Origin of the sequence: Pseudochrobactrum sp. Wa41.01b-1, assembly GCF_019464455.1 — a bacterium.
In the GTDB taxonomy this organism is placed as follows: domain Bacteria; phylum Pseudomonadota; class Alphaproteobacteria; order Rhizobiales; family Rhizobiaceae; genus Pseudochrobactrum; species Pseudochrobactrum saccharolyticum.
The window spans coordinates 3272623-3295864 of sequence record NZ_CP080493.1 but is presented as its reverse complement, the minus strand read 5'-3'; the positions used below and the strand labels follow the sequence as shown (position 1 = coordinate 3295864).

The following is a 23242-nucleotide window of genomic DNA, read 5'->3' as shown; positions in this document are numbered from 1 at the left end:
AATTACAGACGAAATTTTAAAGCTTCGCTTTATTTGGCCGGTACTGCAACTTCCACGCGGCGCGGACGTTCACCATCACGTCCGGGAACCAGCACAACCACGATACAAACCGGCGCGCCGTTCTGAACAGCAGCTGTTGCTTTGGTCAGCGTACCGCCCTGCTGTGCAGCAACCTGCTGCCCGATGGCAGCACAATCACCGGCAACGCGAATGATATGCGGCTGCGCCTGTTGCAAACCGGCAGGTACGTGCCGTTGCAAGCCTGCGGCGCCCGCAGATGGAACAATGCTTGTAAAAACTGCTGCGGTCATACCGGTGAGCAGAGTAAAAGCAGCGAAAAATGTGCGAACTGGTTTCTGTGTCATCATAACGCTCACTTTAACGCCTCTTACCTGAATGTTGAATGAACAATCTTGTGTATCAAACAAACGGTACTCATCCGGAGCGTTTCCATTAACGACAGGTTCACGGGAACCGCTCACATCGTTTCACCCTATTTCCGGACGGTCATTCTGTTGTACTGCCGAAAATGCTTAGATTTTTTCTTTCGTTAACATTAGTTCCCTAAAAACGAAAGTCTTCATAACTGCGGCAAAGCTGCCAAATTCATTAAAAACTGTCAATTACGAAGGATCAGCCCGTTTTCAATTCAACGTGTGTGCTGGAAAATATTTGTCGCAACTGGTTTTAATAACGAAACGATAGTGAAGCCGCCTCTCCGGCGCCGAAACTCTGACTGATCTGAGCGACTTCCAAACGCAAATGCACACCGTGTTGCACCTGACCGGAATAAACATAATGCGGTCGGGTTACTTCCGCTTTTTCCAACAGCACCCCATCCTGCCACAGTTGTACCTGATATTTTTCCGTAGCTTCTCCGAGAGTAATATCCTCCCCCATCCAGCTATCCGCATCAATGCGTCCGCGCCGGATCCACTGAAAATGCATATCCCCGTTTAGCTGTGGTCTGTATCTGACATGAACCGGACTCAGAGGCTTTAAGGCCTTCATGCCACCGGCAGCGGATTGGGTAATAAAATAGTCATCCGAGAAATCCCGACCAGATGGCCCCGCACGCCAGTTCAGCATCAACCCGTTTTCAGTCTTCTGTAGTCCTGCAGGAACAACCCGATCATCCAGCAAGATAAATGGCGCACCTGCGGGTTTGACAATACCGGCCTCTGGTTCTGTTCCCGATTGTCCGCGCAGCAAAGACTTTAACCGCCAGTGACCGGCAGCAATTTCTTCTGCCTCCTGATACTGCAGAATCTCCCATCCGCCCGCGCTATTTTGCACCAGAGCGGTATTAGCCGCATTCAGCACTTGCAACACAGACTGAGAATGTAATTCCCCGTGATATAAACGAATATCAAAACTCTGCTGATGCATGAAACGACCGCTGGATGCACCTGCAAGTTCTGTAGTCAGCTCCCCCATGATTGCAGCATAGGGGATCACTGTGCGCAATTGATAGCCACCCGATTCCGGCGAGACAAAAAGCGCCACATCCCGCCACGGCTTGGCATAACAAGCGATGCGAAACTGACTGCTCTCATTTTCAATACCGGGCCACATCGGCAAATCCAGCATATGAAACAGCGGCGGACCGGCAGTCACACCGCCGGAAACAGGCACCGCCGGCATACGGGTGCGGTCAGGGCGACGCAAAGCCGGTGCAAGCGCCACGGCTTTAGCCCTCCTTGCCGCACCGTCCTCAAAGCTCACAATGACATAATCCCGATTTCCGGCCAGTTCAGGCACACGCACCCTGTCACCGACTGTCAAACCTGCCTGCGACCATGGCACAGAAAAAGCAACGGTGCGGCGTTCAGCCCGTTTTCTTTCCAGCCAGCTTTCGGCCAGCGCCTGCGCCTGCCCGCTTTCCATCGCAGCAGATAGAGACAGACTTTCGTGACCGGCACGCTGCCAGCCGGATTTTTGCGCCAAGGCACTACCGGACTGATAATCCCGCAAAGCATCGCTGAAATAAATCTCCGCGCTTGCAGGCAATTCTTCCACATCATCCAGAATACGCACCGGCGATGACTGATCGCCTTCCAGTGCAAAATCCTGAATGGCAACGGGATTCTGGCGCTGTGTGAGACTGCGGAATACCAGTCTCTGATTTCCCTTCACCTGCTCAAAAGCCACCACGCCGAATATATCCATCAGCGGCTCCAGCAATGCTCTGCCACTGGCCGGATTATCGGCAATATAACCGGATAAATAGCCTTCAACGCCACGGCAATCAGCCAGCCCCTCAAACCCAAAATCCTTTAGCAAAGCCAGTAGCAATTCATCCAGCGCCACACCACTGAGGCGGCCATTGAGCCAATGCCCCGTTGCCCAATTAGCAGCATCGCCCCAGATATCAGCTTTCAGCGGATATTCCGGAAACGGGCGCGTATCCCACGCCCAGACATAAATCTGTTCCGGATCAAGCATTACGCCGCCATAGAGCGGCGAAACAGGATTATGCTCTCCCGCAGCATTCCAATAGGAAAAATGCGCGCGCAAAAAACGATCCGGCGCAATATCGCTGCGCGAACCGTCGGAGAAATATGGCACAGCATTTTCCGAGGATTTCGGATCAGGAAATACATTCGGCTGGTTCGGCCCTTTATCAACCGCCGCACAGCCAAGTTCTGTAAACCAGAATGGCTTGGACATGGGTTGCCATGCGGTAGGCTGCGTCTGCTCAGTCCCATTTATGCGGTTGAAATGCTGGTTCTGCCACCACGAGCGCAAATCCTTATAGCGAAACACCCATGGTTTACCCGCCAGACCATCCGTTATTGCCGTGCGCTTGCGGGCGCGCCTGTCTGCATCCGAGGCATAATACCAGTCATAGCCCTCACCACCGGCAATGGCATTTTGCAAAGCGCTCTCATCATAGGCAGAAGCGGGAAAAGCCGGATCAATGCTGCGCTCATCACCATCACGCCAATCACTCAGCGGCATATAATTATCAATGCCAATGGCATTGATTGCCGGATGCGACCAGAGCGGATCAAGATGAAAGAACACATCGCCGCTGCCATCCTGCGGGTGATAGCCAAAATATTCCGACCAATCCGCGCTATAAGTGATTTTACAACCAGTCCCTAAAGATGTGCGTGCATTTTCTGCCAATTCGCACAAAGTGCTGACAAACGGAAAATCATTCTGTTCATTGCGGATTTGTGTCAGACCACGCAACTCCGAGCCGATCAAAAAGGCATCAACACCACCTGCAGCATGCGCCAGTTCCAGATAATGGCGGATGAAATTCTTATAGCCGTTTATGCCATCGGAAAAACGGACAAGCTGAAGCCCTGCTTCCGCTGTTTTATCCACTCCCATCGGCACGCCAATTCTGCCGCGCCACGGATAGACAGGTTGAAAGCCCTCACCATCCAACGCGGACAACTGATTATCCGCGGGAATATCCATCATGATAAACGGATAAAGCGTGATCTTCAGCCCACGCTGTCGGGCATCTTTGATTGCAGCGATGACCGAGAAATCACTCGGTGTCCCGCCATAGGCTTTTTCTGTGCCATTATCGGAAATCAGATGGGCATATGCACGATCAACAGTACCGACCCGCCAATGATGGCTCGGTTTTCTCGCTTCCCGCGCTGTGACGGCGGGCAAAATCCGGCATTCACCCGCGCGCAGATCGGTGCCGAACCACGGCACAATCAGAGCAACTGTTTTCAGGTTGGGACACAGCGCCTGTAACTCATCCAGTGATGCTGTCCAGTCACTTTGCGCCCGCAGAGTATTACGGTTCAACGCACGTGTTTCACCGGGGTGCGGTTCATCGCGCACCATTTGCGGCGACAAGCCAAATTCCGTTGCACCGGGGATCAGCGCAACGGCCTGAATATCCCGTGCCAGCCTGCCGACACTGCGCATGACCTCGAATTGCAAAAGCGGCAGGCGGTTGCCATAGGCATCAATCGGCAGATGTTCAAACACCACATAGGCCGTCCCGCGATAGGCAGGTGCTTTCCCCGCACCCTGTCGCGCTTCAATCAGCGGATCGGGTTGCTGCGTCTCAGTGCCTTTATAGACACGGATAGTGACCTGTGTCTGATCCAGCTCTTTGCCATCAGCCCAGATGCGCCGGATGCCGGAAATCTCGCCCTGCGCCACAGCAAAAGCGGCATTGACATAATAGCTGAAAGTGGTGGTTTTCGGACCACCTTTCGCCCCTTGACGGGTGGTGGTTTTCTCTTCCTCGAAACGGGTCGCCCAGATCAGCGTACTGCCAACACGCATCGTGCCATAAACGGCAGGCAAAACAGCCCCTTCCTCCGCCTGCATCGGACGTGTGCCGGACAGACGCGGCCCTTCGATACGCCGCGTTGAATTAATCAGCGCATTGTCGATCATATAGCCGCCCATAGCGCCGATCGCACTGCCGATAGCCGCGCCAACGGGGCCGAACAGCCCGCCAATCATACCGCCTGCCGCCTGAAGAACCACTGTACTCATGCGAGAAATGACCTGTCTTCAAACCGAAGGATTAGGAAAGGAGAACACGGCTGCAATACGCTGCCGCCATTGCGGAACCAATGCTGAGAGTGTCACGCTGTGCCCCTCATAGGCATGGATGAAGCGGTTATTCTCCGCCATGATGCCTAAATGTTTGGCAGCCACACCATCCCGCCAGCGAAAGATCAAGAGATCACCGGCCTGCATCTCTGATTGCGGTTTTAAATGCATATGCCGTCGTGCAGCATCAATCAGCGGTTCATCGCGGCTAAGCTCTGCCCAGTCGCGGGAATAGATGCCAGCATCCTCCGGCTCTGCGCTATAAAGCTCCCGCCAGATACCGCGTATCAGCCCCAGACAATCGCACCCCACCTGTAACCGGCTGGCACCGTGACGATAAGGTGTACCAAGCCATTTTTCAGCACTGGATAATACTCTGTCACTCAGCGGGATAGCGGTCATGGCACCAGAACCCCGCCGTCAAAATTTCCCTCACCACCGGCAAAACCATAGGCAGCATCATTGCCGGGAATATGCGGAAAGCCACGAAAATTCTCATGATTGGCAAAACGGTCACGGCATTGCTGAAAGCTCTTGTCGCATCCCGCCAATACACGAAAATGATCGCCAATCTGAACCTCATAGACCGGCAGTTCCTGAAGGATCAAACTTGCCGCATCCCCCTGTTTAAGGTGCGAAACAATATTATTCACGCTGCCCTGATTTTGCCCGCTCAGCCAGTGCAGGCTCCCGCGCTCGAACCAGTGTGATACAAAGCGACTCAGATTTGAGACAACCAGATCCTGCCCGTTTACAACCTCGACCACACCCTCACCGGCATAGCGCGGATCGGCCGGATTGATACCGCAGCGCTTATCTGCAAATTCCGCATCGCAACCCCGCTTGGCACGCCGTCCGAAAACACGATCCAGCAGAGCCGCACTGCTTTTCAACTCAGCGGTAAAATTCATGCCGCTGCGTGTAATTTTGCCGATTGCGCTGTTGCGCAATAATACCGCTTGCTCCGGCTGCGCCCAGTTGACCAGATAAGTCTCAACAGTCGCACCGTCATAAAGCCCGCGCTCAATATCCGCATCAGTCAAAGCATCACTGATCAGCGCCCCTTCAATCTCGGAACTGTCTACCGCGAGGCCAAGCTGGCTTCCCGCCTCTGAACCATTCATCCCGCTTTGCGGAAAGCAATTTATTCCATGTATAGATAATGTTCTGTCATGGTCACAAAAGCCAAAAACCTCGCCGTCTTTGCGGCGTAAAATCCATGCAAAACAATGTGTTGTCACATCGCCTTGCAAATGTGATTCAAGTGCCGGATCGAGTGTCAGCATCACTTCACCTCAACAATCGGAATGGATGGAATTTCACCGGCTTTGAAACTGGCAATACTGGCGCTCAGCCTGTCCGTATCAAAGCGCACCGGTACATCGAACAGGAAACCGGCAGTCACTTTCGCCTGCGGCGGCGGCACATAATCCTCGTGAATTTCCACTATGCCGGTCAGATAATTCACGCTGAATGCATCACCCGCAAGCACCTCCCCCTCCACAGCAATTTGCACAGCCCCCAACACAGGTTTGGTAATGATGCGCTGATAATCACCATAATGTTTCGCCAGCTGAAACTGTCTTGTAACGCCGTCTCCCCGCCCCAAAAACTGATCTGTTGGTTGCGGCGGTGCATCCTGTTCCGATGAGAGATGGTCAAACGGATCACGAAACCGGAACGCATAGAGCGAACCGCGCCGCGCTTCAAAAAAGCGCAACACATCACGCAGATCATTGAGTGAGCGCAACCCCGTTCCGGCATCATAAAAGCGGCGCGACATCGACCAGCGTGCATTGCGTTTTTCATGGCCGGAGGTCAGGCTGACAATCTCATTACGCCATTCCGGCCCGCCGGTTGCCCCGAAAGAAACACCGAGCGGAAAAGGTACATCATGAAATGAAGTTAAATCCTGCATAATGCGCCCTTTCACATGCGTCTGGTGCCATGGCGTACGGCACGTGCCAGCATGGCGCTGACTTGCGCTTCCGAGCGGCTGAAGGAAGCAGCATCAGGTGATGCCATATTAAAATTAATCTGCATGGCCCGCCCGCCGCCACCACCGCCCATAGCTACGCCAAGACTGCCGTCACTACCGCGTGCCAATGGCAAAATCGCCTCGGCTCCCGCCTCACCGGCCACGCCGAAACCACTGCCGAGCCCGAAATATGTCGGACTGGAAACCACACCGCCTTTGGCAAAAGGCTTAACCCCGCCCAAGCCGCCAAGCCCGCCCATCAGGCCGGAGAACATCGAGGAGAATAATCCCTGCAACGGCTTCATCCCAGCATCCAGCGCCATGGAAGCCATATTGGAAGCCAGCCCGCGCAGCACATCATCCAGCCCTTTGCCGGATGTGACCGCGCTTTTGAAAGCCGAAGTCAGGCTCTGCCCGAACGAGCCGGAGCGTTTTTGCAAATTATCCAGCGCACGGTCAAAACCGCTGGTATCCGCCTCAACCGAAACCGTGACTGATTGTTGTGTGCCTGTATCATTCATGATCCACCATCCGGAAAAGCCCGCATCAGCGTGTTTAAAACATCACGCGGCGGCGCTTTCCTGCCACCGCGCATGGACTGGCTCAGCGCCCTGATCTCGGGCAGGCTCAACTGCCAGAAATCCCGTGACGACAGCCGCAATTGTCTCATCCCGAAATACATCAGCGCATCCCAGGGGAAAGACATTGATTCAATTACGGCTTCTAATTTTTTGATTGCGCTGCGTTTTCCGGATTTTCAGCAGTCATGCCAAAAGTCACTTCCAGCAATTGTGTCACCAGTCGCGCAAAGCCGGTAGCACCGCCATCAATGCGCATATCGGCCACATCATCCTCAGCCACATCATGACCGCCACCGCGCAAACCTGCGGTGACGATGCGGATCATATCTTCCGACTTTAACCGTCCCGTTGAGAAACGGGCGATCAGAGCAGAAAGGTCTTCAGTCTCATAGGCAGCCTCAAGACCGGCCAAGGCACCAAGTGTCAGGCACAGGACCCAATCCCTGTCATTCAAAACGGCTGCAATTTCACCACGTCTGGCATTGATCATCATGGCTGTGCTCCAAAACTGATAAGACCGGCAGATTCCAGCGCGATTTCAAACGTCACCTCGCCATCATGCGCGCCGCCATATTCCAGCGCGGTGATCTGAAACAAACCACTGACAGTGCCAAAATCCGGCACAATAATCTGCCAGTTGAGAATATCGCCATTGAAGAATGCCGCGCGGATCAGAGCATCCGATGCCGCATCTTTGAAAATACCCGCACCGCTGACTGATGCGCGCTGCACACCGCTGCCAGCGAGCAATTGCCGCCAGCGTCCTGAAGCATCGGCATCCGTCACATCAACCGTCTCCGCATTGAAAGCAATGCGCTTGCTGCGCAAACCCGCACAGGTCTGAAATGTGTCACCTGCCGCTGCAATTTTCAGCAACAGGTCTTTGCCTCTCTGAGCTGCCATTGATTACGCTCCTTCAATTTTCTCTGTCACCGCACGGTAACGCAACTGGCCATTGTAACCGTCACGCAAGTCGTCATTACGGGTCTGTGAGGATTGCAAAGTCAGATTGACCAGATGATAACCGCCAATATCCGGCTTTTGCTGGCTGCTTGCCAAAGCCTCCATCAGCCCTTCCACCAGCATCATCAGCTCCAGCACCTGCCTGCGGCCATTGAAACGCGCCCAGATATGCAGCACCAGATTGTGCTCTTCGCCGGTGCCACTATCGGTATCCCAGGCATAGATCTGACTTTGGCCAAAGCTGATATAAGGAAATGCCGCATGGGGCGGTACATGATCGTAAATGCCCTGCCCGTGCAGTTTCTCCATCAGCAAAGGCGCGGCTTGCAGCCACGCCAATATTGCCTTTTGCAAAACAAGCGCCGCGCCGTTCATCCCTTGTTGTCCTATTCGGTTTGAGCAGGCGGTGCTTTAGGCTCAGGGCTTTTCAAAAACAGCCCATCACGTTTATTGGAGAGCGCCTGTTCGCAGGCCTGCAAACCAACAAGACGCAAAGTGCGCAACAAGGCTTCAAAGATAAAACGCATAGAAAAATTCATCGGATTTCCTCTCGAACAGAACAAATGAGATAGCGCTGGCTTTCATCGGGATCTTGCAGCCCTAAAACCGTGAAATGCCGCCCCGTACGCGTGAGACGCATGGAGACCGCGATATCGCTTCGATAACGGGTTGTGATGAGATGGGTGACATGGGGAATGGTCTGTCCGGCAAAGTTCTGACTGCCGGTTTTCTTCGGCTCAATCCTGCCCCAGAGCGCGGCAATTTCCGTCCACTGCTCCTGATAGCCGCCGGTCTCATCAAAACGCGGGCGGTTTTCTTCCAAAACCAGCAGGGTTTTAAACTGCCCCGCATCAATGAATTGCAGGTTCATAACCGCCCCCGCCGCAACCACGGTGACACGAGCTGCGCAACCATATCCGGCAGGCTGTGCATCACTGTTTCATAAGAATTGCGGTTATCATAGAGATGCGCCGCCAGCACCAGACAGGCATGACGCAGCACGTCCGGCAGGCTCGAAGGCTCATTCGCCAGACCAGCAGTCAGCTCAATCTCCAGACCTCGTGCAATGGTGATATATTGCGGACGACGGAGGTACAGCCGCTGCGGACGACTGTCCGTATCCAGCCGCCAGTCATCCGCACTGAACTGCACCGCAGTACCAGCGGCATCAAAACCCTGCACTTTATCAATGGAAATGACCGGCGCTTTATAGAGTGCAATTCTGCCGGATTGCGGCCAGTTGGCGAGCTGCAACAACCAGCGCTGCGGCAGCATCACCAGATTACAATGCTGCTCGATTACTTCCCGCCCAGTGCGGATCAGGCGCTCCAGTAAGTCTTCTTCCTGATCCGGTGACAAACGCAAAAAATCGCGCAACATTGCTGTCGTCACCGGCTCTTTTACCGGCGGCGTTATAAGTTGGAGAACCATGCTATCTCCTGTAAATTTCAATAGAAACAATGAGATAAAATCACTCTCTGACAGAATGATTCATGCCGCTTTGCAAAGGCCAAGCAAAACCGCCCCGCCAGCAAAATCAGGCTGCAAATTTCAGCAGTTTGATCGCGTCAAAATCCTGCACACCACCGCCGACACGCTTGGTGGTATAGAACAGCACATATGGCTTGGCAGAATACGGATCGCGCAGCACGCGGATACCGATGCGATCGACAATCAGATAACCACGGGCAAAATCCCCGAATGCAATCGGCGTGCTGTCCGTGGCGATATTCGGCATATCTTCCGCTTCCACCAGACCAAAGCCCATGAAGGAAGCTTTCTGACCAAGGGATGCCGGAGGCTGCCAGAGATAATTGCCGTTGCTGTCTTTGAGTTTGCGCAGAGCCGACTGGGTTTTACGGTTCATCATCCAATGGGCATTCTGGCGATAACCGGATTTCAGCGCATAGACGAGATCAATCAGCAGATCAGACGGATTGGCTGTTGGCAGCGCACCGGCAACGCCCGTCTTCAGGCAACCAAGTTTACCCCATGCCCATGACGCTTCATCAACCGTATCATAGGCCAGAAAACCATGTGGCTTGTTCACACCATCACCATTGATAAAGGCAGCGCTTTCCTGCTCGGCAAAAGCTGTTTCAACCTCTGCGGCAATCCACTGTTCCACATCCACCGCAGCATCATCCAGCAGGCTGGCTGTTGCCGCAGGCATGGCGTAAATTTCCATGGTCGGGAATTGCAGCTCGGCCAGTTTGGCATTGGTAGTCTGCGGGCGTGCCCCCTCTTCACCAACCCAACCGGTTCCCGGCCCGCTGATGGAAAACGGCTTTTTCAAAACCGCGCCGGAAACCTGCCGCACGGTTGCAAGACCACGCACCGGCGAAAGCGCGGCCAGACGTGTGCCGATGGCAGTTTCCAGTTCAGACGGCACAAGATAACCGCCGTCCGGCCCCGAACCATAGGAATGCGCTTTCTGCTCAAGCCCGCGCAATGCCTGCTCATCACCTCGGCGGGCATAATTGTCAAAAGCCTGTTTATGCTCCTGCACAACACCACCAAGCGCAGGGCGCGCCTGTTTCAGCACATATTGATCCAGAGCCGCCTTCTGCTCATTCATTGCACGGTTGAGACGTTCTACCTTTTCAACAGTGAGAACATCCGCACCAACATGTTTTTCAATCTGGGTCAGGCGCTCATCATTGGCCTGTTTAAATCCTTCAAAGGCCTGCATAAACTCACCAAAAGCCTGCCCGACTTCCTGCTGGCTGTTCAGCGCCTTAATCTCCAGCACCTGCGGTTGAGCGGCTGTTGCTTTATGTTTGATTGTCATTTCCTGTCCCTTCGGGCTTGGTGTAAAAAGACGGTACAAACCGACCGGACGGAGGTTTCAAAAAGAAGTTTGCGCTTTCAGACTAGCCGCCGCATGGCGGATAATCTGCGCGGAACTCATGTCATCATGATTTTTACTCTGCACCGGATGAACACGCGCCTGCGGCAACATCGGAAAAGTCACCAGCGAGATTTCCCAAAGCTCGGCTTCCAGAATATGCCGCTTTCCGGTTGAGGCTGACTTCTTGCTGCGAATGGCGCGAAAGCCAATCGACAAACCATCCAGCGCCCCTTCGGATATCAACCGCCAAGCTTCATCGGCACGCGCCACACCTTGCGTTAACTGCCCCTCAACATAAAGACCGCGCTGATCCTCAGCGATTTTTGTCCAGCTGCCGATGGGATTGTCGGCCTGATGCTGCCAGAGCATAGGCACTGTAGTGCCACGCCGCAGAGACTTAGCGAAAGCGCCGCGCTCAATAATATCACCGCTCAGATCAGTGAGTAAAAACAGGCTGGCATAACCGCTGAAACATAAGGACTGCTCTGCCTTAGCCTTCATCACGTTCCCCCTCCTGCCGGACGGAACCACCAACCTGATTTTTCAGCCGGTCGGTAAAGCGCTTGAAAAAACCAAGCGCTGTCCATGCAGCAAAGCTGGCAGCGGCAGAGCCCATCAACATCAACTCCGCCTGTCCGAGATTATTGCTCAGCGTCAGTTGTTCGGCGATTTTAACACCAGCCGCACCGCCAAAAATCATGCCGCAAATCAAACCAACTGCGAAACGCACTGCCGCCTCGCGTTTTCCTTTGGGCAACATATAGGCCAGTGAAACGGCCGAACCGCTCACCGCGCCGGTGATTTTGGCGAGCCATATCCATTGTTCCTGCGTGAGTGCATCCGGCTGGTTGAACAGGTTCATAGCACTCCTCCTTCCGGCTCCGGAGAATAGCCAACGGCCTGACGCTTTTCCGCATCGCTCAGGAAATCGGCTGCACCAACACGCCGCCACAAGGCTTCCCGTTCCTCAGCAAGCCCGTCAATGCGGTCATGGTCATGCTCCAACCGCAGATCCGCGCTAAAAGAAGGGCACAGCCAGTTACTGAGTGCCTGTGCCGTGCGGGTCAGCAGCGGCAGAATAGTCAAGCGATAGAAAGCACGATTGGCCTCGGCATAATTGGCATAGGTGTTATCACCGGGAATGCCGAGCAGCATCGACGGCACGCCGAAAGCCAGCGCGATTTCGCGGCTGGCCACATGCTTGGCCTCAATGAAATCCATATCTTTGGGCGACAGTCCCATGGCTTTCCAATCCAGCCCGCCTTCCAACAGCAATGGCTTGCCCGCACCACCAGCACCGGTATAGCCTTCCTCCAGCTCGGTCTTCAGCCGGTCGAATTGCTCTTCGCTTAAATTACCACCATCTTTCGGCGCATAGACCAGCGCACCGGAAGGTCGCGCAGAATTATCAAGCAAAGCCTTGTTCCACGCTGCTGTGGCATTGTGAATATCCAGAGCCATAGAAGCGGCTTCCAAAGGCGGAAAACCGTAATGATCGTCCAGCGGATGAAACAGCCGCAAATGCAATGCCCGTGCAGACAGTCCTGTCTCAGAGCCAATATTCAGGCTGATACGGCGGCTGGTGGTATTGTTACGATAGAGCAAAGCCTGCGGCCAACCATTGCTGTCGCTCTCAATAGTCACCCGCTCAGGACGCAACAAGTGTAACTCTTTCGGCTGTCCGTCATAATCCAGCCGCTCGATATAAGCATTGCCGGATAGTAGCAGATGCCCGTAAAGCTGCTCGAAAAAACCGGAACCGCTCGCCCCTTCATGGGGTGCACGCAGCAATTTCAGCAGCGGATGATCTTCAAGTTCCGTCTCGCCCTGATAGAGCAGCAACGGTACATTGGCTGCGGCATCGCTAATCATTTTCACACAGCGATGCACAATCGGATTGCGCATAAATCCCTGTTGCGACAGCGCCATATAATTGCGGCTTGTCCAGCGTGCCTGCGCATCCATATGCAGCGCGACAAAACCCTGCTGCATTTTTACAGAAGGCACCTGTGCGCTTTTCTGATCCTGCGTTTGGGCAGCACTATGCCGCCACGGCCATTTCCAAGCCATGTTCACCTCACTCGACCTTAATTATGAAATTTATCGAAGCTGCCGGATTCTCGGCTTATGTGTGTCCTGAAGCAAAAGCGTATGCAGCGCCCAGACCAGCGCATCCATCCTGTCCGGTGAGCGGCCAGAGGACAGCCCGTTCACAGCGAAATCACACATCTCATCTTCCAGCTCCGAAAAGCGCCGTGCATGGCGGATACGCCCTTGCTCATAGAGTGCTGCCACCGGCTCGGCGCGCAGATATTTTCCCCGCTGCGCCCGCACTGCCTTCACAGCAACAGACGCATCCTGCGCATGGATCACCGCCATCACCATATCACCGCCCTGATTAACCTCCGCCACCACCAGATCAGCCTGATAGCGGTGATAGAACTGCACAATCTGCGCAGCCCATTGATGGGGTTTCACGCCTTGCAACGTGGCATCATCCAACACCCAAGCCAAACCATCGGCATCCAGCCCCGCAATAATAATCCCGCAGGCATCGGAATTTTTGGTTGAAGTCGCAGGCGGGTCAACCGCAATGACAATGCGTTGCAATTCCGGAACTTGCGGATCATGTAACGCCTCCAATTGCTCCCGCGACCACAGCGCATCCTCACGATCAGCAATCAGAACACCATCCAATTCCTGCCGCCCCAAGGCCGTACCAGCATAACGCTGCTGCATGGCTAACAAAAAGGCCGGTGCCAGATGCGCAGCATTTTCATCCGTGCGCATATGAGTCATGATCGTTGCCGGATCACTTAAAAGGTCACGCAACAGCGCCTGCATTTTCGGTGTAGTCGTCACCACCTGACGCGGATTGTCTCCCAACCGCAGACCAAATTGCAGCATATCCCATGTCTGTTGCGGATTTTTCCATTTCGCCAACTCATCACACCACGCGGCAGAAAATTGCGGCCCGCGCAAACTGTCCGGATCTTCCGACGAATAGAAGGAAGCCACCGCCCCGCTTTCCCAAACCAGTCTACGACGGGTACTTTCCAGACGCGGCCGCTGCAAGCGCGATACGGAGAGAATACCGGAAGGCCCTTCAACCATCACCTCGCGCACATCGGCTAGTGTTTCCCCCACCAAAGCAATATTACCGCAAGCTTTGTCACAGAAAGGTGCCAGCCCCTGCGCCATGCCGCTGATCCATTCCGCACCGGCACGGGTTTTGCCCGAACCGCGCCCACCCATTATCACCCAGCTGCGCCAATCCTGCTTCTGAAACACAGGCAATTGCGCCAGTCGCCCCTGAAACAACCATTCTTTACTGGTTGCAACAATGGTCTGCGCACCAACACCGGCAGCAATTAGAAAATCAAGCAGTTCGGAGTTCGGTAATTCTGGCGCTGATGATGCTGAGAGCTTCACGCACATCCTCCGGCGTCACACCGCGATCATCATTTCCGTTGTCATGCTTATCATTCAGCGGTTCAACACGCGTTTCTTTGGAAAGCTCGCTGATGCTTTTCACCGCTTTTGCCAATGCTGCCAGCGCCTCTACAGCACTCTTTTCCGGCAACCCCTCCGCTTTGGAGAAATTCTGCAATTCCGCATTAATTTTAATCAGCAGATCTTCAATATCCAGCACCGGCAAGCTGACAGCAGAGCAATCCAGCCCTGCCCGTTTCAAACGCCTGCTATAAATCTCCGGCTTCACTCCCAAGAGAAAAGCCATGTCCGGAAAAGTTATCTGATAACGCCGCTGCAAACGATACACCGCCTGCAAACGCTCCAGCGAAGCATTTGGCAGCGCTTGTATTTCTTCCGAATTTTCCGGCATGATTTTACCGGCTCCGTTCTCTGTGAAACGCATAACCGGTTGCAAATGGCACAAATAAAAAAAGCGCAGCACCACATGCCACGCCTTGTCATCTCTGTCAGCCACACTTCTCTGACTGTATATAAAACCTACTTCAACACCGTCACGCCGTCAAGGATAAAATTCCTATTTTTCTGATTTCTCAGGCGATTTCTTCACATTCAATTTTACCGAAATATTTATCGCATTGAGATAATAGGTTTATTCGTTAAGCATAATTTTAAACCCTTCATTGGCACTTCTGCTTTATTGGCCATTCATAAGGATGTGCTAGAATGGGACATTATCGCCCCTCTTTAAGCGAGCAAAACGGGTTATTTTTCGGTTATGAGCAAACAGGCTGACAAAAATGACCAGACCAGAAAAACGCGCCGCCTGACCCGCAGCCCGTTTCTGATGGCTATTGATGCCTGGCTGGACAGCAGCCTGTATAAATTACGCTCACATTTTTCCGCGTTCTGGGAAAGCGCCACTATATTTTCCCGCAAATTCCGCGTGCGTGGCTGGAAACGTCTGTTTGTAGAAATCGCCGATGAGGGTTTCACGCTTGGCGTTCTCGGCAGTGTTGTTCTGCTTGCTCTGGCTATGCCTGCTTTCGAGGAAACCAAGAAAGACTGGCGTGCACAGGATGATTACGCGGTTACTTTCCTTGACCGCTACGGCAATGAAATCGGCCAGCGCGGCATCATGCATCGCGATGCAGTGCCGATTGCTGAATTACCGGATCATGTGATTAAAGCGGTTCTGGCAACCGAAGACCGTCGTTTTTATGAACATATCGGCATTGATTTCTGGGGCTTAAGCCGCGCGCTTACTCAGAACATGCGTGCCAATGGTGTGGTTCAGGGTGGCTCCACCCTGTCTCAGCAGTTGGCGAAAAATCTGTTTCTCTCCAATGAAAGAACGCTGAAACGCAAGATCAATGAGGCCTTTCTCGCGCTCTGGCTGGAAGCCAATCTAAGCAAAACGGAAATTCTGCAGCTCTATCTCGACCGTGCTTATATGGGCGGTGGAACCTTCGGCATTGCAGCGGCTTCCGAGTTTTACTTTGGCAAAAACGTCAAAGATGTTTCTCTGGCAGAAGCGGCAATGCTGGCCGGTCTGTTCAAAGCACCGGCGAAATATGCACCGCATGTCAATCTGCCCGCTGCCCGTGCGCGCGCCAATGTCGTGCTGTCCAATCTCGCCGATGCAGGCTTTATGAGCGAGGGCCAGCTGGCCTATGCACGGCGCAATCCTGCCAGTGTTGTTGACCGCGCTAAAGGTGAAAATCCTGACTATTTTCTGGACTGGGCTTTTGACGAGGTGAAGAAAATCACCCGCACAATCCCGCAGCATAATCTGGTGGTGCGCACCACATTGGATCGCAATATTCAGAAGGCTGCGGAAGATGCGATTGAATTTCACCTGCGCCAATATGGTGCCGAATATAAAGTGACAGAAGCAGCCACTGTAGTGATTGCCGATGACGGCTCGGTGCGGGCAATTGTCGGCGGGCGCGACTATGGTGAAAGCCAGTTCAACCGCGCAACCAAAGCGCTCCGTCAGGCCGGTTCATCCTTCAAACCCTATGTCTATGCCGTTGCAATGGAAAAGGGTCTGACACCGAATACGATCGTCTCCGATGCACCGATTGCATGGGGTAACTGGATGCCGCGCAATTACGGCCGCTCTTTTGCAGGCCGTGTCGATCTCGCAACCGCTTTGGTCAAATCCTATAATACGGTGCCGGTGCGCCTTGCCAAAGACTATCTGACAACCAAGCCGATTGTAGCCCTCACCAAAGCGATGGGTATTGAATCGGAAATCTCCGACCATAAAACCATGGTGCTCGGCACCTCCGGCATGACGGTGATGGATCAGGCCACCGGTTTCAGTGTTTTTGCCAATGGCGGCTTTGCAGGCATGCGCCATGGTATTGTGCAGATTTCCGATCCGGCGGGTAAAATTCTCTGGGACTTTAAACGCGATACACCGGAACCAAAACGTGTGCTGTCTGAAAAAGCCGCCTCGGAAATGAACTCCATGCTGGTTCAGGTGCCTGAACGTGGCACGGCGCGGCGTGCAGCTTTGCCTATGACCCGTGTTGCGGGCAAAACCGGCACCACCCAAAGCTATCGTGATGCATGGTTTGTCGGTTATACCGGCAATTACACGGCGGCGGTCTGGTTCGGCAATGACAGTTATGCACCGATGAATAATCTGACCGGCGGTATCATCCCTGCCATGACATGGCAGATGATGATGATGCAGGCGCATCAGAACATCGACCTGAAACCAATTCCGGGTATCAGCAATCCATTCCCGAAACCGGCACAGCCAGCGGATCCGAAACTGGTAGCACAAAGCAGCGGCACCGGTGAAAAACTGCCAAATACCGTTCCGGATTATCCGCGTGTTCTGTCCTCGGAAACGACGCGCTTTATGCGCAGTCTGAACGAGAAATTCCGCACCTATGAAACACCGCAACGGATTCGCACGACTTTATCGTCACTCTGATCTTATTGAAATGAACCGGCCATTTGATCCGGTCACCTGATAATGACAGGCAATTTTAACCGGACGTGTTTTATAGATTCTCCATGAGCAATTTAAGAACCATATTGCTGACAGTATTAACCTGCCTGATTGCTCTGGCGGGCGGCGCAGCCAGTGCGCTTTATGCTCTCAATAATTTTGAAGGTTTCAATCAGCTCACAATCGGACAATGGCATGCCTCGCCGCTCTATGGCAGTGCGGATGCTGATCCCTATGCGCGTGCGCAACGCAGCCGCGCCGCATTACTGCCGCTGGGTGCTGCCGAAGGCCAACGCTTTGTCCTGAGGCATGATGTGAGCGGCGCAAAACTTGATCCGCGTTGCACCTATCATTTACAGGGCAAAGCCCCCGCCTCCCGTTTCTGGACGCTTTATGCCAGCGATTTGCATGATCTGCCGCTCACGCAAAAGCAAGGGCTTCCGCAGGAACTGCATAGCCAGATGATCTGGTATCAGCATGATTCAAGTTTTCTCATCGCTGTTTCTCCCTCGGCACAATCAGGAAACTGGCTGGCGATCAATGCATCGCGCCCCTATCAGCTGGTGATGACCCTGTATGATACCGATCTGGGCACATCTATCGGCTTTGAAAATCCGCAAATGCCGGCACTCACTTTGGCAGAAGGCAGCTGCAAAGGAGCCGGACGATGAGACATTCGCTGTTGCAGTTTCTCTATGCCATTACCCTCGGCCTCATCGGCGCTGCCATCGTTCATATTGCGATTATATTGCTCGTGCCTGATGATGCTTCCGAAACCCTGTGGAAACGCGTGGAAGCACTCGGCCCCGCAGAAAGCTTTCACAGGCTGGAAGGCGCTAACTGGGCAAAGCGCCGTGATCCGCTGATGCGCAGTGCCGCATGCCGTTTTGATCTGACCAACGGACCGGTTCATATCAGCGCTGTCGGCAAAGTGCCGTTCTGGTCGCTGGCGATTTACAACCATACAGGCGATATCACTTTCAGCCTCAATGATCAGGTGTCACCAACAACCGATCTGCTGCTTGTCTCGCCTTTGCAGAAAATCCTGCTCGAACAAAGCATTCCACAGCAACTGGAACAATCAGTACTTATCACCCAGTCGGTTAATGAAGCGATTGCGGTTTTGCGGGTCTTCGAGCCCGATGCGACATGGCGGGATGAGGTTGGTGAATTTCTTAAATCTGCTGAATGTATGAGCGTTTCGATCGAGAATTAAATTCTCCTGCGATGCACCATCTTCCGAAAAATATTTGATTTACAGGTCAGTAAATTACCATCAACGCGCCGATGGTTAATTCATTGCTAAGTGTTCTCCCTTAAAGTGCAGAAAGCTCTCCTTATGTTTTCAGCGAGGAGAGGTGTATTTTTGTCTGTGTTGTGTAGGCGTAAGGGGTAAATACGCGTGACCACCGATCAATTCCGCGCTTTGGAAATATTATCCGGAAGTGGTCATTCCGCACACCACAAGACCGATGATCTGCTGGCTGCTGCCGTGGCAGGTTTTACGTCCCTCACCCGTCCCGGACGCTATGAAAGCCAGCAATTTGAAGATCTGGCTTTGCCGTTGCTGGAAACAGCCACGCCGCGTGCCCGCCGTCAGGTCTCAGCTATTCTTGCCCAGCATGATGTTGCCCCGCGCAAGCTGGTTCTGACTCTTGCCAATGACAGTATTGAAGTCGCTGCACCGCTCTTGCTGCGCTCTCCTGTCCTGACAACTGCCGATCTCATTGACATTACCGGCCAGCACGGCCTGTCCCATGCCCGTATCATTGCGCGCCGTCAGCCGGTTGATCCGCTGCTATTGCCAATCCTTGAGGGCTTTGATGATCCGCTCATCAGCCAAACACTGACTGCTGAACCGGTTATCAGCACTGCACCTGCCGCTGCAGAGACCAGCATAGCGGAGGTGCAGGAAGCGCATTATGTTTCAACAGCCCCTGTAAACAAACGCGTTGAGAGCAAACCGGCTGCACCAATCCGCACAGCCCCTCCTGCCTCAGCACAATCATTGCCTGCGCATAATCTCAGTGCACTGTCACTGTCCTCCTGTTTGCAACCGGCACGGGCCGAATATCTCATTGATATGGCACTGTTGATTGACGGCAATATGTTCCGCACCGCACTGGCGGATGCGCTGGATGTCAGCTATGCGCGTGCTGAAACAATTATCGGCTCATGGCCGAACTCCCAGCTGCCGCTGGCGTTGAAAGCCATAGGGCTTACCGCACAGGATACCTATCTGATCCTGACTGCTGTTCTCGGTACAATTCATGGCGAACGTGAACAATTACGGGAATTTGTCCATATTTACCGCTCTATCAGCCCTGAACAGGCCGCAGCAGCTGTCAGACGCTGGAAAGCGGATGATATGAATGAGCGTCTGCGCAACCAGTTGCGCGACCTGGCGGACAATGCATCGGAAAACTTTACCAGTGCCGCGAATAATGACGGCACAGTTCCGCATAGAAAAGCACAATAATCCGGATAAATTACATGCCTGTGGTCAGCAGTTCCGCAGCCTGATCGCAATCTTCAACCTCAACAAGCCAGAGATCCGGATCAAAGCGCAGCTCTTTTTCAAGCTGCGTATTAATCAACAGCTCGTCTTCACTCTGCTGATATAAAACAAAACGACGTTCATCCGCCCGCTGCGGATCATATTCGCTTTGTGGCGCAGGCATATATAAATCAAAATTGCCGTCATGATTACGGATCTTGATAAAGATTGCACCGGCCTCGGCCGCACCGCGCCTGACCAGATAGGCGAAACCATCAGCCATACGCACGCGGCGCATGAATGCGGAAACCCAGAATTCACTTGTCAGACGCATAGGCTGAAATACCTGCTCATTGCATATCAAATCAGCTGATCAGGCCGATTTCACGCATTTTCCCGATCAGCTCAGAATCAGGCTTACCGCTGACATTGAGACGGAACAGTTTCTGAAACTCGCGGATGGCATCTTCTGTGGTTTTGCCCGGAACACCGTCCACGACAACCATATCATTCCCGAATGCTTTGAGCCCCGCCTGAATACGCACCAGTTCCTCGGCACTGACTGCCTGACCGGATGGTGTTCGTGCGGATACCGGTTGAACAGAAGCCGTCGTTTCCGTTGCATTCTGCGATGCAGAATTACTCCGCACAGCCTGTACCGGCGTTTTTTCTTCTGCCCTGACAGCAATCGGCGCAGGCCGTCTTTCCGCAACCGGCACTGCACGCGCACTGTTTTCAGGCTGAGGGTCAGGTCTGGCAGCTGGCACAGCCACCGCAATGGCTTCCTCAATGCTCAGCTGTTTCTCTGCGGGTTTAGCTGCATTATTCTGATCCGGTGCCAGCTTGGCCTGCACATTCTGCCATTGCTCAAGCGCAGCACGGGTTTGCGGCCCTGTCAGACCATCCACATTACCACTATAGAAGCCAAGCTGCTTCAGATTATATTGCATGATCGCCACCTGCTTGTCGCCATTCGGCGCCAGAGCCGGCAGATCACCGCCATCAACAGTTGTTTCGGGCAAAGTCGCAACGGCTTGCGGTTTCTCAGCTACCGGCACAGCCTCATTACCGGTAATCTGGCGCACGGGTTCCTGCGCAGCCACATTGCCTGTCAGCTTGCGGGCTGCTTCGCTATTGTCTTTTGCCACAGCACGGAAAACCTGCTCCGGCCGCGTTTTAAAGAAAACACCATCATGCGCCTGCGGCTGATACCAGATCGCATTGCTGGCGACAAAACCAAGCGTCACAAGAAATGCGGTTGCACCACCGGCTACCACAGGATTGCGCGCGACTATATCACCGGCAGCCAATGCCATGCGTGACACGCCGGTCAGGCATGCATCAAAAAAACGTCTGCCAAAACTACGCCGTTTTGCGTTTTTGCGCATGGAAGTCCCCTTGCGTTTCGTACCGCTGCGGCTCTGTCTTTCCGTCATAACTACTTTCTGCCTGACTATATTCAGTCTGTTCGGCCTGAAGATTAATAATTGCTGTTTTCACCTGCTCAAGAGCGCTGCGAATATCGGTTGAAACTGTATTTGTCTGCATCCGGTCAGCCTGCTGCATAGGTTGCGATAATGCCTGATTTGCGGCCGTGCCTGCAACCAATCCGGTCTTATCCACAACCTGCTGTGCTGTTTGTGGCAACCTGATTGAAACTGTCGTGCCATGGCCCTTGCGGCTGTGAATATTCATCTCACCCTGATGAAGACTGACAAGACCTTTAACCAGATAAAGACCGAGGCCTGAACCTTCCTGCATACGGGTTTGTGCATTATTGATCTGGGTAAATGGCTGGCACAGACGTTCAATCTCATGCGCTTCCAGCCCGACACCCGTATCAGAAACGGAAATGACCAGACTGCGCTCTGCACCCGCATAGCCGCGCTTTGTTTCATCAGGCATCACATCAATGGTTACGCAACCGCCGCGATCCGTGAATTTAATAGCGTTGGACACCAGATTAATCAGAATCTGACGGATTGCACGGCGATCAGCAATCATATCCGTCACATCCGGATGAATGCGGTCACAGAGAATAACGCCCTTTTTCTCGGCCATCGGCATCAGCATGGAGCTGCACATTGTAACGCTGTCCTGCACAGAAAAGCGTTCATGCTGAACCGGATACTGACCGGCCTCAAGGCGGGAGGTTTCCAGAATACCGTTGACAACTTCCAGCAGATGATTGCCGGATTTGCGGATCAGATCAATATATTCGCGCTGCTTGTCGCTCTGCAAAGGCCCTGCCACATCATGCAACAGCAGATCAGAGAAACCGATGATTGAATTCAGCGGTGTGCGCAACTCATGGCTCACGGCACCGAGCAAACGTCCGCGAGAGGTTTCCAGATTCTCAATCGTCGTATTCTGCTGAACAATATGCTGCTGCGTATCCTGTACCTGTGCAAGATTGCGTGCAACAATCAGGAAACCGGCTTCCTGCTCATTCTGAGCCGTGCCTTTTGCTTGTCCTTCCATTTCAAATATATTGAAATAGATTTTCGGCTGTTCGTTTTTATTGCCTTGAGCAGCTTCCACGCAACGCAGACGAATCTCTGTCTTGCTACCGAGTTTCACCGGTGAATTACCGTGCTTCAGGCCATTCAGAAATGCGAGATATTGAACGCGGTCAGCCACATGCACACGGTCAAGAAGCAATGTGCCGGTCAGGACTGCACGATCAACACCAAATTGTTCAATACAACGATCCGACAAAGTACGGATATGACCATCCTGATCAAGACGGATAACCAGAGCATCCAGCGCTGTTTCCAGATCGCTGTCCGCATTATGAGCAGATGTTGTATTCTGCAGGACTGTTGCAACTGGCAGTGCCAAACGCATTACCCGCAGCAAAATGGCGCCGACATAGATAAACAGGAAAGTTGTTGAGACACCGGCCGGAAGCATCAACTGTGTGTTGATACCTTTGGTCAGCGATGTTGCCATCAGGGCAACAGTGATCAGACCACCGGCAACAGCCGCGGCACGATGGCGGGTTACCAGCCAAATCTCAAGCGGCAATGCCAGAACCATCGCCCAGACCAGACCATTTTCCGCACCTGCAAACAGGGCTGTAAAAGCCAGTACCGCGCTATAGAATGACAAAGCAACAAGACCTGTCAGGCTGTTGCGGATACCAAATGCCTGCGCTGCCAGCAAAAGAACGGATATGCCGGTAAAGGACAGGCCGGTAAACAGCAATGCATTGACCGAAGCGGTTGGGAAAATACTGTAAAAAGCCATTGCCAGAAACAGCGGAAACAGCAGCAATGCGCAGCGCAAATCAAACGCTGAAAAATGGTCGGACTTACGGGATTGAGCAGCGGTAACAGAAGCATGGAATTCTGCATTTTCCTGCGCCAACAGGTGATGATCCGCAACGGTATTATGCATACCGCCTTTAATCATTTTCATTGTTTTCGCA

Annotated in this window: 26 protein-coding genes; 4 read left to right on the top strand and 22 right to left on the bottom strand. The window is 53.3% G+C overall.

The features are described 5' to 3' along the window. Positions 1 to 29 precede the first annotated feature (29 nt). The 19 genes from K1X45_RS16085 to K1X45_RS14955 form a co-directional block, all read right to left on the bottom strand. A complete protein-coding gene (locus tag K1X45_RS16085) occupies positions 30 to 365 on the bottom strand; it encodes a hypothetical protein (protein WP_306401681.1) in 336 nt (111 codons plus the stop codon). 322 nt (positions 366 to 687) lie between these two features. Continuing rightward, on the bottom strand, positions 688 to 4482 hold the full coding sequence (locus K1X45_RS15040) for a glycoside hydrolase TIM-barrel-like domain-containing protein (RefSeq protein WP_220159326.1): 3795 nt from the start codon (positions 4480 to 4482) through the stop codon (positions 688 to 690). An 18-nt stretch (positions 4483 to 4500) separates the two neighbouring features. Then, complete coding sequence (locus K1X45_RS15035) at positions 4501 to 4935, bottom strand: NlpC/P60 family protein (protein ID WP_220160541.1); 435 nt, start codon at positions 4933 to 4935, stop codon at positions 4501 to 4503. Positions 4936 to 4940: 5 nt separating this feature from the next. After that, the gene (locus K1X45_RS15030; RefSeq protein ID WP_220159325.1) at positions 4941 to 5828 is read right to left on the bottom strand and encodes a DUF2163 domain-containing protein; all 888 of its coding nucleotides are present in this window, start codon (positions 5826 to 5828) and stop codon (positions 4941 to 4943) included. After that, positions 5828 to 6460, bottom strand: a complete 633-nt coding sequence (locus K1X45_RS15025) for a DUF2460 domain-containing protein (RefSeq protein WP_220159324.1) — start codon at positions 6458 to 6460, stop codon at positions 5828 to 5830. The genes K1X45_RS15030 and K1X45_RS15025 overlap by 1 nt, the downstream gene beginning before the upstream one ends. A gap of 11 nt (positions 6461 to 6471) precedes the next feature. Further along, positions 6472 to 7041, bottom strand: a complete 570-nt coding sequence (locus K1X45_RS15020) for a phage tail tape measure protein (protein ID WP_220159323.1) — start codon at positions 7039 to 7041, stop codon at positions 6472 to 6474. Beyond that, positions 7038 to 7226 carry a phage tail assembly chaperone gene (locus K1X45_RS15015; protein WP_220159322.1) on the bottom strand — a complete coding sequence of 63 codons (189 nt, stop codon included), beginning with the start codon at positions 7224 to 7226 and terminating at the stop codon, positions 7038 to 7040. The genes K1X45_RS15020 and K1X45_RS15015 overlap by 4 nt, the downstream gene beginning before the upstream one ends. 17 nt (positions 7227 to 7243) lie before the next feature. Beyond that, the gene (locus tag K1X45_RS15010) at positions 7244 to 7594 is read right to left on the bottom strand and encodes a gene transfer agent family protein (RefSeq protein ID WP_255560451.1); all 351 of its coding nucleotides are present in this window, start codon (positions 7592 to 7594) and stop codon (positions 7244 to 7246) included. Beyond that, positions 7591 to 8004 carry a phage major tail protein, TP901-1 family gene (locus tag K1X45_RS15005; protein WP_220159321.1) on the bottom strand — a complete coding sequence of 138 codons (414 nt, stop codon included), beginning with the start codon at positions 8002 to 8004 and terminating at the stop codon, positions 7591 to 7593. Before K1X45_RS15005 ends, K1X45_RS15010 begins: the two co-directional genes overlap by 4 nt. Before the next feature lie 3 nt (positions 8005 to 8007). Further along, positions 8008 to 8439 (bottom strand): DUF3168 domain-containing protein, encoded by a 432-nt coding sequence (locus tag K1X45_RS15000; protein ID WP_220159320.1) that lies wholly within the window; start codon positions 8437 to 8439, stop codon positions 8008 to 8010. An 11-nt stretch (positions 8440 to 8450) separates the two neighbouring features. Continuing rightward, positions 8451 to 8603, bottom strand: coding sequence for a hypothetical protein (locus tag K1X45_RS14995; protein ID WP_220159319.1), 153 nt, complete (start codon positions 8601 to 8603; stop codon positions 8451 to 8453). Then, the gene (locus K1X45_RS14990) at positions 8600 to 8935 is read right to left on the bottom strand and encodes a phage head closure protein (protein ID WP_220159318.1); all 336 of its coding nucleotides are present in this window, start codon (positions 8933 to 8935) and stop codon (positions 8600 to 8602) included. Before K1X45_RS14990 ends, K1X45_RS14995 begins: the two co-directional genes overlap by 4 nt. Then, complete coding sequence (locus K1X45_RS14985) at positions 8932 to 9495, bottom strand: hypothetical protein (protein WP_220159317.1); 564 nt, start codon at positions 9493 to 9495, stop codon at positions 8932 to 8934. The genes K1X45_RS14990 and K1X45_RS14985 overlap by 4 nt, the downstream gene beginning before the upstream one ends. Before the next feature lie 106 nt (positions 9496 to 9601). Further along, positions 9602 to 10849, bottom strand: a complete 1248-nt coding sequence (locus K1X45_RS14980; RefSeq protein WP_220160539.1) for a phage major capsid protein — start codon at positions 10847 to 10849, stop codon at positions 9602 to 9604. A 63-nt stretch (positions 10850 to 10912) separates the two neighbouring features. After that, positions 10913 to 11416 carry an HK97 family phage prohead protease gene (locus tag K1X45_RS14975; RefSeq protein WP_220159316.1) on the bottom strand — a complete coding sequence of 168 codons (504 nt, stop codon included), beginning with the start codon at positions 11414 to 11416 and terminating at the stop codon, positions 10913 to 10915. Further along, positions 11406 to 11777 (bottom strand): DUF6107 family protein, encoded by a 372-nt coding sequence (locus tag K1X45_RS14970; protein ID WP_220159315.1) that lies wholly within the window; start codon positions 11775 to 11777, stop codon positions 11406 to 11408. Before K1X45_RS14970 ends, K1X45_RS14975 begins: the two co-directional genes overlap by 11 nt. Beyond that, positions 11774 to 12985, bottom strand: coding sequence for a phage portal protein (locus K1X45_RS14965; protein WP_220159314.1), 1212 nt, complete (start codon positions 12983 to 12985; stop codon positions 11774 to 11776). The genes K1X45_RS14970 and K1X45_RS14965 overlap by 4 nt, the downstream gene beginning before the upstream one ends. 30 nt (positions 12986 to 13015) lie before the next feature. Then, entirely contained in the window at positions 13016 to 14170 is a 1155-nt protein-coding gene (locus K1X45_RS14960) for a DNA-packaging protein (protein ID WP_370627124.1), read from the bottom strand. Positions 14171 to 14294: 124 nt separating this feature from the next. Further along, positions 14295 to 14864 carry a hypothetical protein gene (locus tag K1X45_RS14955; protein WP_220159312.1) on the bottom strand — a complete coding sequence of 190 codons (570 nt, stop codon included), beginning with the start codon at positions 14862 to 14864 and terminating at the stop codon, positions 14295 to 14297. 330 nt (positions 14865 to 15194) lie between these two features. Between K1X45_RS14955 and K1X45_RS14950 the strand changes: the two genes are divergently transcribed. From K1X45_RS14950 to K1X45_RS14935, 4 genes are all read left to right on the top strand, one after another. Next, complete coding sequence (locus tag K1X45_RS14950; RefSeq protein ID WP_370627123.1) at positions 15195 to 17297, top strand: transglycosylase domain-containing protein; 2103 nt, start codon at positions 15195 to 15197, stop codon at positions 17295 to 17297. An 83-nt stretch (positions 17298 to 17380) separates the two neighbouring features. Further along, positions 17381 to 17986, top strand: coding sequence for a DUF1214 domain-containing protein (locus tag K1X45_RS14945; protein ID WP_220159311.1), 606 nt, complete (start codon positions 17381 to 17383; stop codon positions 17984 to 17986). Beyond that, complete coding sequence (locus tag K1X45_RS14940; protein ID WP_083646817.1) at positions 17983 to 18531, top strand: hypothetical protein; 549 nt, start codon at positions 17983 to 17985, stop codon at positions 18529 to 18531. Before K1X45_RS14945 ends, K1X45_RS14940 begins: the two co-directional genes overlap by 4 nt. Positions 18532 to 18717: 186 nt before the next feature. After that, positions 18718 to 19794 carry a DUF2336 domain-containing protein gene (locus K1X45_RS14935; protein ID WP_220159310.1) on the top strand — a complete coding sequence of 359 codons (1077 nt, stop codon included), beginning with the start codon at positions 18718 to 18720 and terminating at the stop codon, positions 19792 to 19794. 10 nt (positions 19795 to 19804) lie between these two features. Here the strand turns inward: K1X45_RS14935 and K1X45_RS14930 are convergent, their stop codons facing one another. The 3 genes from K1X45_RS14930 to K1X45_RS14920 are packed head-to-tail and all read right to left on the bottom strand — an operon-like array spanning position 19805 to position 23232. Then, positions 19805 to 20146, bottom strand: coding sequence for a DUF1491 family protein (locus K1X45_RS14930; protein ID WP_220159309.1), 342 nt, complete (start codon positions 20144 to 20146; stop codon positions 19805 to 19807). A gap of 31 nt (positions 20147 to 20177) precedes the next feature. Then, positions 20178 to 21200: a peptidoglycan-binding domain-containing protein gene (locus K1X45_RS14925; RefSeq protein WP_220159308.1), complete on the bottom strand. Its 1023-nt coding sequence runs from the start codon at positions 21198 to 21200 to the stop codon at positions 20178 to 20180. Next, a complete protein-coding gene (locus tag K1X45_RS14920; protein WP_220159307.1) occupies positions 21175 to 23232 on the bottom strand; it encodes a PAS domain-containing sensor histidine kinase in 2058 nt (685 codons plus the stop codon). Before K1X45_RS14920 ends, K1X45_RS14925 begins: the two co-directional genes overlap by 26 nt. Positions 23233 to 23242 lie beyond the last annotated feature (10 nt).